Here is a 13,893-nt window from a genome sequence, read left to right as displayed (position 1 = left end):
TCAAAGGGCCTGCGGTCCGCCCTCGGCGTGCCTCAGGCGTTCGCCGGTGTCTCTGATTCCGGTGTCCGCCAGGCTTCACAGGTCGCGTCCAGACACCGCTGCCCGCCGGCCGTCTCGAACAGCGGCAGGCCACAGTCACATTCGTCCACGACGACACCGGCTGGGAACGCAAATCCCGTGTCACACGCTGGGTACTGTTCACATCCAGCGAGCAACCCACCGCGGCGAATGATCCGAAGGGCACTTTCGCAGTTCGGACAGTCCCACTCCCGATCGAAGGCCTCGGTGACGGCCTGGTCCATCGACTCACAGTCCCGGTCGACACAGACTTCGAACGCCCGGCCTCGTTCGACTCGCATCCGCGGGAGACCACACTCACACTCGGTCTCGAGCACCTCGGCGTCGCCGGGGAGTCCGTACCGGGCGTCACACCCCGTACAGACCACCGCGTCGGCGACCCGGACCAGCACATCACGACAATCCGGGCACTCGCCCACTGGCGTCCCGGCGGCGCTTGCGGGGTAGCGACCGCTCGCCGTTTCGTCGTGAATCGTGACCGCGAGGCGCTGGTCGCCGTCGCTGGCAACGAGGTGTGCCCCGTCGATCGTCACCGTCTCGGCGCGGGTGAGCCAGGCGATCGGCTGGTAGCCGTCGGCGTCGTGGACCAACACGGTGTTGTCGGGTTTGACGACCACCAGTACCTGGCCGCGCTGTTCGTGCTCGCGAACCCGCGAGCCGTCGAAGGTAGTCGTACACTCTCCGGCAACGACGTAGATGCCATCGTGCATACGCCCGCTGGCCGCCCTCTCCGGTATAAACGAACGGCACGATCGACCCCTGCGGCCCGGATCGACCAGCCTCAATCTCCGGTGTCTCCGTCCCATGCTGCCGCTGGTCGCGGCCCGCTCGCCGCTTCATGGCGGTCGGTCACCCTGTCGGGTACCGCTCGTGTTTGCCGCCGTTCCGAGAGGCCAGTGTCATCTCTCACCGTGTGCCCGGCTCGACGATCCAGTCGGCGTCCCCCTCGACGGCGTTGTGGATCGTCAGTCGGGCCACTTCCGGGTGGGCGTTGGTCTCTCCGCCGGCAGGGAGAAATTCCATCGTCTTCGGGCTGCCACTGTCGCCGAGGTGTGCCGCGAGGGTGAGGACGGTCCCCGCCTCGGCAGCGACGAACTCGCGGTAGACCTGGGTTTCGCCGCCGGGGACCGTCGTTTCGAGCGCCGCCTCGCAGTCGTCTTCGAGGACCGTGATCGAGACCCGTACCGACCGGTTGGCCACGTTCTCGATCACGACCGTCCCGCCTGGGTGTGTCGGCTCGGTCCCGTCGAGCACCCCCGGTCCGGACCAGGCGAGGATCGATGCGACTCCGAGCGCGCTTCCGACCGCTGTGAGGAACTGGCGTCTGTCAGCCATCGGTTCGGGAGTCGCCGCTGGCAATCGCTCGGGGCACTGTTTGCCAACTCTGTCTCTCGATTCTTCGCTCGCTGTAGCCTCGTCTGGAAGGGACCGACGTCCCGCCCGACGTGAGCCGGGGGAGACGAACGCTTCGGCCCAGTTCGATGCCGACGGAGGCGAACGTGGCGGGCATGGGTTGGATTCCTGACGTGGGGCAACGGGTCGACGTCTCGTTCTACGGGCGTCGGGACCGATCGTCGATACTGCGTTCGTTGTCCTCTTCGGACGGTGTGTCATATACGGGTTGTCCAGCGTTTCGCGTTGGGAAACTGTGTCTGGCCTTTATCCGTCCCCGTCCGGAAACGCGGGCATGGGTATTTTCAGACGCTTCAAAATCGGGTTCGGCATGGCACGCCGGAGCGGTCGCGTGCTCAGAACCCATCCGAAACTCCTCGTATTCCCACTGCTCGGTGCGCTCTCCGGTATCGCGTTTCTCCTGACGCTGTTCGGGAGTCTCCTCGTGGCTGGGCCGGTGTTCGAAGAACCCGGTCTGGCGATCTTCGGTGCGCTGTTCGTCGCGTACCTCGTCGAGACGTTCCTCGCGTCGTTTTTCACGGCGGCACTGATCGCGGCGACCCGGACCGCCTTCCGTGGTGAGGACCCGTCGATCCGTGCCGCTCTGGCGGCCGCCTGGCAGCGGAAATTGCCACTGCTTGCCTGGTCGATCATCGCCGCGATCGTCGGCGTGATTCTCCGCGCAATCGAGAGCGAGGACAATCTCGTCGCCCACCTGCTCGCCGCGGTCTTCGCCGTCGCCTGGAGCGTGATGACGTATTTCGTCGTCCCGGTGATCGTCTTCGAAGACCCCTCGGTCACCTCGATGTTCAAACAGAGCGCGCGGACGTTCAAGGACACCTGGGGTGAATCCATCGGCGCGTTGGCCACGATCGACGTGGTGACGCTCCTCCTGGCACTCGTCGGCGTTGTCCTCGGTGCGATCACCTACGTGGCCACGACCGGCCTGGGGACTGTCCAGCTGGTGGCGACACTGCTGGTCGGTGGCACCGCTATCGTCATCGGCTTGCTCCTCGGTAAGGCCCTCAGCGGGATCGCCAGAACTGCCTTGTACGTCTATGCGACCGAGCGTACCGCGCCCGAACACTTCGACGGCATCGACTTTGGCGAACTCGGCACCGACGGACCGTCTTCGACCACCGCCTCCCGTGGCGGCGGTTCCGGTCGGATCTGAGCGGTCGTTTTGCGGGGGTCGGCCACTTCCACAGCCCCTGAGCAACTGCTGTCGATTGTTCGCCGTGTCACATCGTCGCCACATTTATGCACCTGTGTAAAACATGCTTTACTGTAAAGAGTAATTTACACCCATGCTGGACGACTTCCCACCACGGTCCCTGCGGCACGCATCGCCACGCTGTCGACGCCTGCCCGCCGATCGTTTGTCCGCGCGGAGTGATAGCTCGTGACCGACCCTGCGATCGTCGCCGACGGCCTCACGAAACGCTACGGCGACGATATCGCCGTTGCTGACCTTTCGCTGTCGGTTCCACGAGGGAGCGTCTACGGCTTCCTCGGGCCGAATGGGGCCGGCAAGACCACGACGATGCGACTGCTGGTCGCCCTCACTGAACCGACAGCCGGATCCGGGGAAGTGGCCGGCGTGTCCCTCTCGAATCGGCCGGCGTTGACCCACAAGATCGGCTATCTCCCGGCCGACCCGCCAGTCTTCGACGAGCTCACTGCCTGGGAACACTTGCGCCACGTCGCCCGCCTCCAGGGCATGTCAGACGCTCGGGCCGACGAACGGATCGAGACGCTCCTCGATCGGTTCGGTCTGCTTGGCGATGCCCACAAGCGCATCGAAACCTACTCGACGGGGATGACCAAGAAAGTCGGCATCATCGCGGCGCTGTTTCACGATCCCGACGTGGTCTTTCTCGACGAACCCACGAGTGGCCTCGATCCACGTGCCGCCCGCACTGTGCGGGACACGATCGCCGATCTCGTCACCCGCGAGATGACCGTCTTTCTCTCGACGCACATCCTGCCGGTCGTCGAAGAGCTGGCCGACACCGTCGGCGTCATCGACGACGGGACCCTCGTCGCCGAGGCCCCGCCCGCACAATTGAAACAGCAGGCCGCGGCATCGCCCGACCTCGAGACGGCGTTCCTCGAGATCACGGCCCAACGGGACGGCCCAGCCCCTGACCAGCCGGCCTCGGCAGCTACCCAGCCAGCCACTGATGGAGGCGGGGCGGATGGCTGATGGGTCTGCCAGCCTCTCGGGGTCCTCGGCGCACGTCTCGGACGACCCCGGTGTCCGCTCGCCAGCAGGCAGACGTAACTCACTCGTGCCAGTCCCTGCCCGGAGTGTAGAGATCGCCCGGATCGACCTGCTTCGGGGGTACCGTTGGGTCAGACAGCAGGACCTCTGGCTCGCGTTCATGGCGGTCGTGGGCGTGATGGGCGTGTTCTTTCTCGTCCAGACCTACGCGGTCGCGAGCGATGTCGGCGCGGCCCTGGCCGCCGGGGAGGGACTGCCACCGTGGCTCGTCGTGGCGACCAGCGTCGTCTGGCTCTTCCTGACGGTCTTGTTGGCGGCAGACGCGTTCGGAACGAACGGTGACCTCGATCACGGTGGGCAGTACCTGACGATCCGGCCGACCCCGGACGTGATCGGCGGCTTGTTGCTCTCGGCCGCGGCGAAGTTTTCGGTGTACACGATCGGCCTGGCCCTGGCCGGCGGCGCGGGGCTCGTCGCCGGGACTGGCTCACCGCTCCCGTTGGTCGGGATCACCGCCACAGCCGTGCTCGTTCCGGTGACGGCGACCGCCGTCGGCTACCCGATCGGCCTGGCGCTGAAAGGCGTTGTCCGTCGCTCGGCGAATCTGGGGCGGCTGGCGACGCTGTTCGGTGTCGCGATCGGCTTCGCGTACGTCACACTCTCGGTGACCGGTGAGTTGCTCACCCTGATCGTCCGTCTCCAGCCGGTTCTCACCTCACCCCCGCTGACGTGGTTCGGCGCGCTCGCGTTCGCGACGACACCCGGTGCCGGTGTGCCAGCCGTCGACGTCTTTGCCCTCCTCGCTGTCGGCCCGCTTGCCGTCGTCGGTGGCACGATTCTCTCGGTCCCGGTCGCTCGCTACGCGTGGGTGGCGGATCCGACCCGTACGACCGTCGACGCGGATTCGACTCCCCAGACGCCCCCCGATTCCCGGCTCGATGCCGTCCTCGCCGGGCTCTGTCGAGCGCCCGCGACGCGTGGCGTCGCGAGTACGACACTCCGCCGGGCGGTCCGGTCGCCCTTCCAGTTCGTCTTCGTCGCCCCGCCGTTGCTGGCCGCGATCCTCTTCGTCGAGCGCGCCCTGACGACCGGCACCGTCCCGTGGTACCTCCCCTGGTTCGTCGTCTGGTACGGCGCGTGGGCGGCCGGTGCGGTCGTGCCGCTGAACCCACTGGGCATCCAGGGCGCGACGCTCCCGGCGTTGCTGACGGCCCCCGCCCGGGGTCGGCACGTCGTCCATGGGACTGTCCTGGCGGCGATGCTGATCGCCGCTGCCCCGACCGTCGGCATCGCGCTCGGGGTCGGCTACCTGGCTGGCAGTTCCCCGCCCGTGCTGGCCGCCCTCGGCGTGACTGGCGTTGCCGCGGTCGGCGCAAGCGCTGTCCTTGCCAGTGGTATTGGCTCGGTCTTTCCACGCTTCGAGGGGCTCAGTCTCGACGGCGCTCGGCGGGCGACACCGCCGAGCAAGCGTGCCTACACGCTCTTTTCGATCGCACTGAGTACGATCGTCCTCGCGATCGTGGTCGCCGTCGAGGAGACCGCCCGGGTGCTTGGCGCTGTCTTGCTGTCGCGGTGGCTACCGTTCGGACTCGACGTCAGTCCTGGCACGGTTACCACGGGTGGGTGGCTCGTCCTCGCCAGTGCTGTCCTCGCAGTTCCGCTCGCCTACCGGCTGGCCGTCCATCGTCTCGAAACCTACCAACTCCCGTGACTGTGGCCGCTCGCCTCTCTCTCGTTCCCGATCGACCCGTCTCACCAGAAGCCGGATGACGCCACCTTTATTATCTCGGTGTAAACCACTCTTTACTACGAGACGGAGCTCAATCGTGACTACTACCAACGGACCGAAACTGACGCGCCAGCGCTACCGTGGACTCGTTTACGGCATCGCCGCCGTCGCCATCCTCGGATTCCTGGCCGGGTTCGTCCTCGACCAGCACCTCGCCGGGGCGGTCGTCTACATGCTCGGGGCGTGGCTCGGGGGCGGCATCGCCGTGGGGGCACCGCTGTGGAGTGACCGGACGCTGCAAGACGAGCGCGATTACCACCTCCACAACCGGGCGAGTGGGTTGCTCGTCGGGATCACGATGGTCCTTGGTTTGAGTCTGCTCCCAGCGCTATACGTGCTCGATGCCGGTGATATCGTCGAGATCTCGGGTGTCGTCTCGGGCATCGTCCTCACACTCTCGGCGCTGTTCTTGCTGTATGGCGTCTGTTTCGGGATCGCGAAACAGATGGAGTGACCGATGCGCAACGACCTCTCTGCACGGCGGGAAGCCGAGGGCCTCAGCCAGGGCGAGCTCGCCCAGGCAGTCGGTGTGACCCGCCAGACGATCAACGCGATCGAGCGCGATCGCTACGATCCGTCCCTGGAACTGGCCTTCGCTCTGGCCGAGCACTTCGAGTGTGCCATCGAGGATATCTTCGATCCGGTCGAGATCGATCCGTGAGTCCCGATCCAGTGACCACCGCCGAACTGCTCGACCGACAAACCGAAGCCAATTCCGGCCTGTAACCTCGATACGTGCGCGCCGCCCCCTCCATCACCGATTCGTTGCCCGCACCTGCTTGGCTTCGTGATCTCCCCGTCGTCGTGGGCAATCTCGTCCCGATCGCCGGCGTCGTCTTCTTTGGGTGGTCACCGACGGCGCTGTTGCTCGTCTATCAGGCCGAACTGGCCGCGATCTGCGTCTGGACCATTGTGCAAATCCCCTTCGCCCACAAGCGACCCAACAACGCCATCGACGACCGCTTTAGACTGCTCGGGCCGCTACAGGAAAAGCGAGGGGCCATCCGACTGCCGGGACCACTCCCCCCAGTGTATCCGCGCAATCTCCCGACGCTCGTCTTCTCGGTGGTCATCGCGCCCGTCGTCGTGGGACTGGCCTTTTTTGCCTTCGCTCTGACGCGACCGACGGTCACCGAGGCTGATGCGGCCGCGTTCCTCCTCGGTGGGGCCGCCGTCTTTCTCACTCGCGGGATCGACACCTACCGCGAGTACTTCCGTGAGAGCGGGTATCGCGAACACTCTCCGCGATCCTTGCTTCTCGTGCCGTTCAAGTACCTCTTCGTCGTTGGTCTCCTGTTTATGGTCTTTCTCGGCCTCGAATCGACCGTAAACACGACCGCGATCCTCGATCCCGGGCGGTCGGTTCTCGCCCTCGCGATCGGCAAACTCGCCTACGACATCCGGGCGAGCCGACTGGAACGTGACGACGATCGCCGGAGTCTGTTCTCGCTGCTGTACGGCAGCAAACGTACCGAGATCGAACCCGAACCGGTCGAGATGCCCGCGGGAGAACCACGTCTCCGGACCTCGATGAGTCAGCGGGCGGCGATCGTCGACGCCCTGCTTCACGGCGGTGCCTATCTGGCGGGCTCGATCGGGTTCGTCACCACTTTGATCGTCGGCTTTGGCGTGCTCGCATCGAGCGTCGGGATCGTCGTCGTTGGCCTCGGCCTGGGTGGGTTCTTCGTCGCATTGCGGGCGACAATCCGCTATTTCCGGTACGGGACGCTCGAATACTACTGCTACGACGACGTTCTGGTGGCCTACGACCGACTGCTCGAGGAACCACAGGCGAAACTGGACGCCCACACGGTCACCGGGGTGACCCGTTCTGCGGGACGGCTCGATCGCTTGCTTGGCACTGCGTCCCTCGAATTCGACGTCTACGCGACGGACGAGACGACAGTCGAGCTGTTCGTCCCGGTCCCCGAATCGGTCGACACCGACGACGATGCCAACGAGAGTGTCCCGATGACCGTTCCGCACCTCTCGGAGCCTCGTTCGATCGTCGAGACGCTTGGTCTCTCGTGGCGTCTCGACGACGAGGACTGAGTGAACGCGCCTGCGACCCTGGCGGTTGCTCGGCGCTCGGACAGAGCGACTGGCTCAAACACGCGTTTGACCGTCTGTTAGGTATATAGTCGTGGCTCGTGTCCGGTGAGATGTGGCGATATCACAATGGCGCTGCTGAAATGTTCCCACTGCTCTCGTCGGTTCGACTCGCTGTCAGACGTCCGTGCCCACGTTTCCAGCACCCACGAGCGAAACTCGACAGCCAGTTCCCGGCGTTGAGAGGCCTCGCCGACGCCCTTTCCGGCGGCGACCTCCCGCTCGTCGCGGACTGTTTCACGGGCAGAAATCCGGTCCGGGGCTTGATGGTCCATCCCGCCGTCGCTTCGCTTGCCCGCCCGGTTGGCGGGCAGCGAGTCGCCCCCACTTTCCCCGTCCGACGGCCGTCACGCTCTTTCCCCCACCTCCCGACTGCTTTTGGCCGTGCTGGCAACCGGGGCCACCGAGGCCGCGTTGGTCGGCCACTGTGGCGGGCCGCTGGGCGGGTTACCGACTCCCGCGGGCGATATCGTCGAACGCGTCGAGGAGGGCCTCCGCATCGCCAAGCAGCCGGCGCGCACGCTGTTGTAGTTGTCGTGCCTGCTGGTGGCTGTGCTGATACGCCTCGTGGGACTCCCGCTGCTCGGCCGGGAGCTCGGCCGCGATAACCTGGCGCGTGGCCTCGACGCTGAAGTACTCTCCGAGCGTCGCGTAGCCGAGGATCGTACACTGCTGGGTCACGGCCGCCCGGACGTCCTCGCGGTCGACCGGCTTGCAGAGATAGTCGTCGAACGGCATGTCGAGGATGTCGAAGTCGGGATCGATCGCGGTGATCATGATGACGCGACCGGCAAAATCCATCGCTTCCAGTTCCGCCAGAACGTCGTCGCCGGATAGACCGGGCATGTGTCGATCGAGCAACACCACGTCGATCTCGCGATCGCTGACGATCTCGACGGCGCTTTCGCCGTCGTAGGCGGTCTCGACGTCACAGAGTCCGCGCAAACGCAGTGCGTAGGCGTCGGCGACCTCCCGCTCGTCGTCGACGATCAACGCCTGCGGGAGCTCTTCGGTGGCACCCATCGGTCACAGTTGGACGGCGACCGCCTATAAATGCCGGTCCTTCCAGCAAGATGGGGCGCCGTTCGTTCTTCCGCCCTCGAGCCAGCCTCGCTCACAACCGAGTAGCGCCCGTCCCGCCTCCTCTCGGTTCTGTTTGACGACTCGATGGTGTCGCTACTCTGCCATTCTGTCAGTGGCTCCGATCCGATCGCCATAGCGCATTCCTTTGGGTACGTTACGCTATTTTCTACGTATACTATCATACAGTTATTCACTAACTATCGGGATGCCAAATGGTACGAGCAATAGGTCTCCGTTTAGCGTTCCAAACTTGGAAAATAGTGTCACGATCGGTTAAAATTTCGGCATATTTCATCGGTTCTGGAAGTATCCACTGTACTATCATCGAATCGATCGAAGTCCTTGCCGTCGTACGATGAATGGCATCCAAGATTCGGTGGCGATCGTGACAGGTGCGAGTACCGGGATCGGTGTGGCGGCTGCAAAGCGCTTCGCTGGGGAGGGCGCCGCGGTCGTGGTGGCCGACGTCAACGTCGAAGCCGGGACGGAGACAGTGACCGAAATCGAGGCGGCAGGCGGTGAGGCGACGTTTGTCGAGACGGACGTCAGCGATCCCGACGCCGTCGATGCGATGGTCGAGACGGCTGTCGAGACCTACGGTGGTCTCGACTTTGCGTTCAACAACGCGGGTATCGACGGAGAGCGTGCACCGACCGCCGATCAGTCTCTCGATACCTGGGAGCGCGTGATCGATGTCAACCTGAAGGGCGTGTTCCTGTGCATGCAAGCCGAGATCCCTGCCATGCTCGAGGGTGGCGGCGGGTCGATCGTCAACACGTCTTCGATCGCTGGCCAGGTCGGGCTAAGCCACGTCAGCCCGTACGTGGCGAGTAAGTTCGGCGTGATTGGCCTGACGAAGAACGCGGCCCTGGAGTACGGGGCTGAAGGGATCCGCGTCAACGCGATCTGTCCCGGATTGATCGAGACGCCGATGACCGATACCAACCAGGAGTTTGTCGACCGGGCGATCGCAGCCACGCCGATTGGCCGAGGCGGACAGCCCGAAGAGATCGGTGACGCCGCCGTGTGGCTCTGTTCGGAGGACGCTTCGTTCGTCACTGGCGAAGCGATGGCTATCGACGGCGGCTATACCAGCCAGTAGTCCGAGCGTCTGTCGGCACACCGACGTCGCCGTGCGGTCGTTTTCTCTCCTCGGCCCGGTCTGGCACTCTCGTGACCATCCGTGGGCCACCGTTCTGGATCTATATAACTAGATCGTGCTGGTCGCCGGGACCTCGATAGCTAGCTGCTATCGATACCAGTTCGGGCTGTCTGTCTCAACGTATCGATGTCGAGCGAACCAGTCCGGCCCCGAGTTGGTCCCGACGCTCCGAAAGCGGCCCCACACGCGAAGAACCGAGACGACGAATGGCACCACGACGATCCGACGGCACTGCTCGACGCGCTCGGCGACGAGTACACGCGGGCAGCCTTCCAAGCCGTGCTCGATCGTCCACGAAGCGGACGGGAAGTCGCGGCGGCGACTGCCATGTCCCGGCCGACTGCGTTTCGCCGACTCAACACACTTCTCGAAGTTGGCCTGCTCGAGACCGAGCGTCGGATCGACGCGGCTGACGGCCACCACCACAAGGTCTATCGCCCCGTCGTCGAGTCCATTTCAGTGACGATCGACGACGAAGCGGTCGCTGTCGTCCTCGAATCCGCTCTGCCGGCCAGCCCCCAAGTCGAGCAGTCGACACCCGTGCCAGCAAACGACTGACCGCATCACGGTACCATTTCCTCACCCCTGGCATCCAAGTGTCCCCGGCTGTCACTCGAAACCACGCGCTGACGATCGGCCGTAGTCGTCCGCCAATTCGTCGCTGTGAGGCTCGTTGCAGGCGGCTGCCGATCCCTCCGGATCGACTGACCCATGGTGTTGTTCACCGCACTCCGGCTTGGAATGACTGCCCTCGCGGCGGGCGTAGCTGTTGGGCTGTTCGCAGCGCTCCTGGCCGACCGGGAACGGGCCAGTGCCCGGGCGCTCCTCGGTGTGAGCGTGGCTGTGGTGGTCGGGACCGTCTGTCACTTGCTCGTCGCCGATCTCACGCCGCCGAATGCGGCCCTCGCAGTGACGGGCTGGGACTTCGAGTCGACGACGTGGGTCCTCCTCGCTACGGCCACCGCGGTCATCGTCGGCGGGCTGTGGGTCCTGTTTGCGTTTCGGTACACGGGCCGCTCACGGCGCCTCAACCGCGTTACCACTGGCATTGTCGCCGTGGTCTCCGTTGGAACCATCGGCATCGTCGCGGTCACGATCGGGGACCCCTCGACGATCGCGTTTCAATTGCTGACGGTGACGTACCTCCTGATCGGATTTCTGGTGACGATCGGCGTCTTCTTACTCGTCTGGCTATCGGTCGGACAGCAGGCGGTTCCTCTCCGGGAGCCGCTGTTGCTGTCTGCCGGAGCGGTCGTGTTGGTCTCCGGGAGTTTCGTCGCACAGGTCTTCGAACGGCCGCTACTTCTCCCCGTGTGTACGTCGATCGGGAGTGGCTTATTGCTGGTTGCCGTCTGCCGGTATCCAGTCTTCGAGACGCCGCCGGCGGCCCGAGTGTTGGGCCGTGATCGGGTCGTCGAGGAACTGGCCGATGCCGTTCTCATCTCCGATCGGCGTGGACGGCTGCGGGACCTCAATCCCGCGGCACAACGAGTGTTCGACGTCTCACGCGCGTCAGTTCTCGGGGACTCGATTGCCTCGCTTTTCCCGTCCGCGATCGATCCTGAGAGCCTGGCCAGAGCCGAGGAGCCGATCCGGATCGAACTGGCCGAGGAGACAACACTGTCCGTGACTGCTGATGTCGTCACCGACGACCGGGGCCGCTCGTTCGGGCATCTGGTGCGCTGTACGGACGTCACCGACCAGCGCCGGCGGGAGGACCAACTGACGCTGCTCAGCCGGTTCGTCGTCGACGTGATGCGCGATCGCATGGTGGCAGTCGCCCAGGAGGCGTCCCCGCAGGCAGCGACAGCCACTGACACTGGGGCCGTCGCGGATCGCATCTGGACCGATACGACCGAACTGACGACCCTCATCGCCCAGACGCGATCGATCGAGCGTGCTATCGCCGAGGGACCGGCCAGCGCCGACCAGCGACTCGCCGTCGAGCCCGTCGTTCAGGACCTCCAGGAGTCGATCGCGGCCGCGGACGATCGATCGGTGGCGGTCGCTGTCCAAGGCGAGGCCATCGACACGACCGTCAGCCAGGCGCTGCTGTCGTCCCTGCTCGAACCGGTCCTCGCCGATGCCTGCTCGCACGCGGCGACCCGCGTCGAGATCAGCGTCGCCAGTGGGGAGCCGACGATCCGGATCGCCGACGATCGACCGGTAGCGACGGATCGAGGCGGTAGGCGACGTACGCCAGCGCTGCCACTGGCGGTCACGCGCCTGGCACTCGACCAACTCGGCGGCTCCTTGTCGGTGAGACGGACAGACGCCGGGCGACGGCTGGTGGTCCTCGCACTCCCCCACAACGAGACACGCGAAGACGGGCACACCGTCGTCACCGGGGGTGCTGGTCGGTGAGCCAACTCGGCTGGGCCGCTCTCGGTGTTCTCGTGGTCGCGACCGGTGTCCTGATCGCTGGACGCACCGCCCGCCGCCATCGCCATCCCGGGATCGTCCCGTATGGACTGCTTGCCGTCCTGCTGGGAATTCTGGGCGGGGCGATCGCGTTCAGCCGGTCCGGCATCGTCCCTATCGAACTGACTGCCCTCAGCGAGTTGCTGCTCATCGGCGGGTACGCCTTCGCGTCGTTACTCTGGATCGCGTTCGTCTTCGAGTACACCGGCCGGGGGCCGTCGATCACGTCGCGTCGCTGGGTCGGACTCGGACTCCTCGGTGGCTTGACGGTCGCAAGTACGGCGATCACGTGGGCTCAGCAGACCGGCCGGATGCAGCTAGGCCCGCTCGGGCGAGTGGCCGCGCTCACGACGTTCGTCTTGCAGATGACGGTCTTTTCCCTGGGGCTGCTCGGTGTGGTGTTGCTCGTGCGTTCGGCCGTGACATACGACGATCTGCCGGCCGGGTCCGGGGCGGCGTTCGTCTTTGCGGGACTCGGTATCACGTTCCTCCCGCTTGCGATCGGCTACGGGGGGCAACTGGGTGAGGAGTCGATCTATCTACTCGCCTTCGTCCAGATCGCGGCCGTCGTCGCCATTTTCGCCTGGATCGCCTTCGGCACCGACGCCTTCGAGCGCGGTGCTGCGGCCGGCCATCTCGCCCGCGAGACGGCCCTCGATGCGATGTCGGTTCCCGTGGTTGTCGTCGATCGATCCCGACGACTGCTTGACGTCAACCGGGCCACAGAGCGCACCTTCGGCGTCGAGCCGACCCGACTCCGGAAACGATCTCTTGCCGCCGTCGCGGACATCCCCGACTCTCTTCCCGAGGAGCGGCCACTCACCCTCCAGACGACGGCCGGACGACGCGAGTTCGTCGTCGACCGGACCGAGATCACCGATACGGACGGTAACGTACTCGGCCAAGCCTACCGGTTTGCGGACGTCACGGACCGCCAAACCCGCAAACAGCGGATTCAGGTTCTCAATCGAGTCATCCGTCACAACCTTCGCAACGACCTCGACGCGATTCGCGGGTTCGCCGAACCGATCCGTGAGGAGGGCCTGCCAACAGCGGAGGCGAGCCAGTATTTCGATCGGATCGAGACGCTCGCGACCGGGCTGGTAGACCTTGCCGATACAGTCGACCGATCCGAACGCGTGTTGACGGAGGCACGACTGAAACGGGAGCGGTGTGACCTCGTTGCGATCGCCCGGACGGTTGGGACGGGGCCGATGGACGCCGATATAACGCTCGAAGTCCCCGACAGCGTCTCGATTCGCTCTGACCCGGACGCGATCGAGTTGGTACTCGAAGAGCTACTCGACAACGCCGTGACACACACCGACCGTGCGACGCCGTCGGTGACGATCCACGTCCGCTCGACGGCCGATGGTGGACGGATCGCGGTGGCAGACGATGGGCCGGGGATCCCACCCGAGGAGCGGGCCGTGCTCCTCGAAGGCAAAGAGACCCCGGTCAGACACGGGAGCGGCGTTGGCCTGTGGCTGGTCGCCTGGACCGTGACACGGCTTGGCGGTAGCCTCTCTTTCGAGACACGGGAGCCACGCGGGAGTGTCGTGCTCGTCGACCTCCCCGATTTCGATACCGTAGCCCGCCCCGGCCCGACCGAGGGCGACTAGTGTCGACCGCCGG

13 protein-coding genes are annotated in these 13,893 nt (G+C 65.3%); 10 read left to right on the top strand and 3 right to left on the bottom strand.

What is annotated here, in order from left to right; translation table 11 throughout:
* Positions 1 to 32: 32 nt before the first annotated feature.
* Both Hrd1104_RS11025 and Hrd1104_RS11020 read right to left on the bottom strand, forming a co-directional pair.
* Positions 33 to 788, bottom strand: a complete 756-nt coding sequence (locus Hrd1104_RS11025) for an endonuclease NucS domain-containing protein (protein ID WP_154552809.1) — start codon at positions 786 to 788, stop codon at positions 33 to 35.
* A gap of 196 nt (positions 789 to 984) precedes the next feature.
* A complete protein-coding gene (locus Hrd1104_RS11020; protein WP_154552808.1) occupies positions 985 to 1,413 on the bottom strand; it encodes a hypothetical protein in 429 nt (142 codons plus the stop codon).
* A 388-nt stretch (positions 1,414 to 1,801) separates the two neighbouring features.
* Here Hrd1104_RS11020 and Hrd1104_RS11015 point away from each other — a divergent pair, with 388 nt between their 5' ends.
* The 6 genes from Hrd1104_RS11015 to Hrd1104_RS10990 all read left to right on the top strand — a co-directional run bounded on the left by Hrd1104_RS11015 (position 1,802) and on the right by Hrd1104_RS10990 (position 7,535).
* Positions 1,802 to 2,644, top strand: coding sequence for a DUF6159 family protein (locus tag Hrd1104_RS11015; RefSeq protein WP_229770471.1), 843 nt, complete (start codon positions 1,802 to 1,804; stop codon positions 2,642 to 2,644).
* Between the two features lie 228 nt (positions 2,645 to 2,872).
* Positions 2,873 to 3,676: an ABC transporter ATP-binding protein gene (locus tag Hrd1104_RS11010; RefSeq protein WP_154552806.1), complete on the top strand. Its 804-nt coding sequence runs from the start codon at positions 2,873 to 2,875 to the stop codon at positions 3,674 to 3,676.
* Positions 3,669 to 5,405: a hypothetical protein gene (locus Hrd1104_RS11005; protein WP_229770470.1), complete on the top strand. Its 1,737-nt coding sequence runs from the start codon at positions 3,669 to 3,671 to the stop codon at positions 5,403 to 5,405. The genes Hrd1104_RS11010 and Hrd1104_RS11005 overlap by 8 nt, the downstream gene beginning before the upstream one ends.
* 115 nt (positions 5,406 to 5,520) lie before the next feature.
* On the top strand, positions 5,521 to 5,937 hold the full coding sequence (locus tag Hrd1104_RS11000) for a DUF2178 domain-containing protein (RefSeq protein ID WP_154552805.1): 417 nt from the start codon (positions 5,521 to 5,523) through the stop codon (positions 5,935 to 5,937).
* 3 nt (positions 5,938 to 5,940) lie between these two features.
* Positions 5,941 to 6,144 (top strand): helix-turn-helix transcriptional regulator, encoded by a 204-nt coding sequence (locus Hrd1104_RS10995; RefSeq protein WP_154552804.1) that lies wholly within the window; start codon positions 5,941 to 5,943, stop codon positions 6,142 to 6,144.
* A gap of 74 nt (positions 6,145 to 6,218) precedes the next feature.
* Positions 6,219 to 7,535 carry a DUF6498-containing protein gene (locus Hrd1104_RS10990; RefSeq protein WP_154552803.1) on the top strand — a complete coding sequence of 439 codons (1,317 nt, stop codon included), beginning with the start codon at positions 6,219 to 6,221 and terminating at the stop codon, positions 7,533 to 7,535.
* 504 nt (positions 7,536 to 8,039) lie between these two features.
* Here Hrd1104_RS10990 and Hrd1104_RS10985 read toward each other — a convergent pair.
* On the bottom strand, positions 8,040 to 8,615 hold the full coding sequence (locus Hrd1104_RS10985; protein WP_154552802.1) for a response regulator transcription factor: 576 nt from the start codon (positions 8,613 to 8,615) through the stop codon (positions 8,040 to 8,042).
* Positions 8,616 to 9,030: 415 nt separating this feature from the next.
* Here Hrd1104_RS10985 and Hrd1104_RS10980 point away from each other — a divergent pair, with 415 nt between their 5' ends.
* From Hrd1104_RS10980 to Hrd1104_RS10965, 4 genes are all read left to right on the top strand, one after another.
* Entirely contained in the window at positions 9,031 to 9,777 is a 747-nt protein-coding gene (locus Hrd1104_RS10980) for an SDR family NAD(P)-dependent oxidoreductase (protein ID WP_154552801.1), read from the top strand.
* 186 nt (positions 9,778 to 9,963) lie between these two features.
* Positions 9,964 to 10,395, top strand: coding sequence for a winged helix-turn-helix domain-containing protein (locus Hrd1104_RS10975; RefSeq protein WP_154552800.1), 432 nt, complete (start codon positions 9,964 to 9,966; stop codon positions 10,393 to 10,395).
* Positions 10,396 to 10,548: 153 nt separating this feature from the next.
* Positions 10,549 to 12,201 (top strand): PAS domain-containing protein, encoded by a 1,653-nt coding sequence (locus Hrd1104_RS10970; RefSeq protein WP_154552799.1) that lies wholly within the window; start codon positions 10,549 to 10,551, stop codon positions 12,199 to 12,201.
* Positions 12,198 to 13,880, top strand: a complete 1,683-nt coding sequence (locus Hrd1104_RS10965) for a sensor histidine kinase (protein WP_154552798.1) — start codon at positions 12,198 to 12,200, stop codon at positions 13,878 to 13,880. Before Hrd1104_RS10970 ends, Hrd1104_RS10965 begins: the two co-directional genes overlap by 4 nt.
* Positions 13,881 to 13,893: the final 13 nt, after the last annotated feature.

This window comes from Halorhabdus sp. CBA1104 (genome assembly GCF_009690625.1).
Taxonomy (GTDB): Archaea; Halobacteriota; Halobacteria; order Halobacteriales; family Haloarculaceae; genus Halorhabdus.
Note: the sequence above shows the minus strand (reverse complement) of the source record. Positions and strands in the feature narration are given on the sequence as shown.

Coding starts and splice junctions, on each gene's coding strand:
- Hrd1104_RS10980 (WP_154552801.1), top strand. CDS start 9,031: ATGAATGGCATCCAAGATTCGGTGGCGATCGTGACAGGTGCGAGTACC.
- Hrd1104_RS11015 (WP_229770471.1), top strand. CDS start 1,802: ATGGCACGCCGGAGCGGTCGCGTGCTCAGAACCCATCCGAAACTCCTC.
- Hrd1104_RS10975 (WP_154552800.1), top strand. CDS start 9,964: ATGTCGAGCGAACCAGTCCGGCCCCGAGTTGGTCCCGACGCTCCGAAA.
- Hrd1104_RS11025 (WP_154552809.1), bottom strand. CDS start 788: ATGCACGATGGCATCTACGTCGTTGCCGGAGAGTGTACGACTACCTTC.
- Hrd1104_RS10985 (WP_154552802.1), bottom strand. CDS start 8,615: ATGGGTGCCACCGAAGAGCTCCCGCAGGCGTTGATCGTCGACGACGAG.
- Hrd1104_RS11020 (WP_154552808.1), bottom strand. CDS start 1,413: ATGGCTGACAGACGCCAGTTCCTCACAGCGGTCGGAAGCGCGCTCGGA.
- Hrd1104_RS10970 (WP_154552799.1), top strand. CDS start 10,549: ATGGTGTTGTTCACCGCACTCCGGCTTGGAATGACTGCCCTCGCGGCG.
- Hrd1104_RS11005 (WP_229770470.1), top strand. CDS start 3,669: ATGGCTGATGGGTCTGCCAGCCTCTCGGGGTCCTCGGCGCACGTCTCG.
- Hrd1104_RS10995 (WP_154552804.1), top strand. CDS start 5,941: ATGCGCAACGACCTCTCTGCACGGCGGGAAGCCGAGGGCCTCAGCCAG.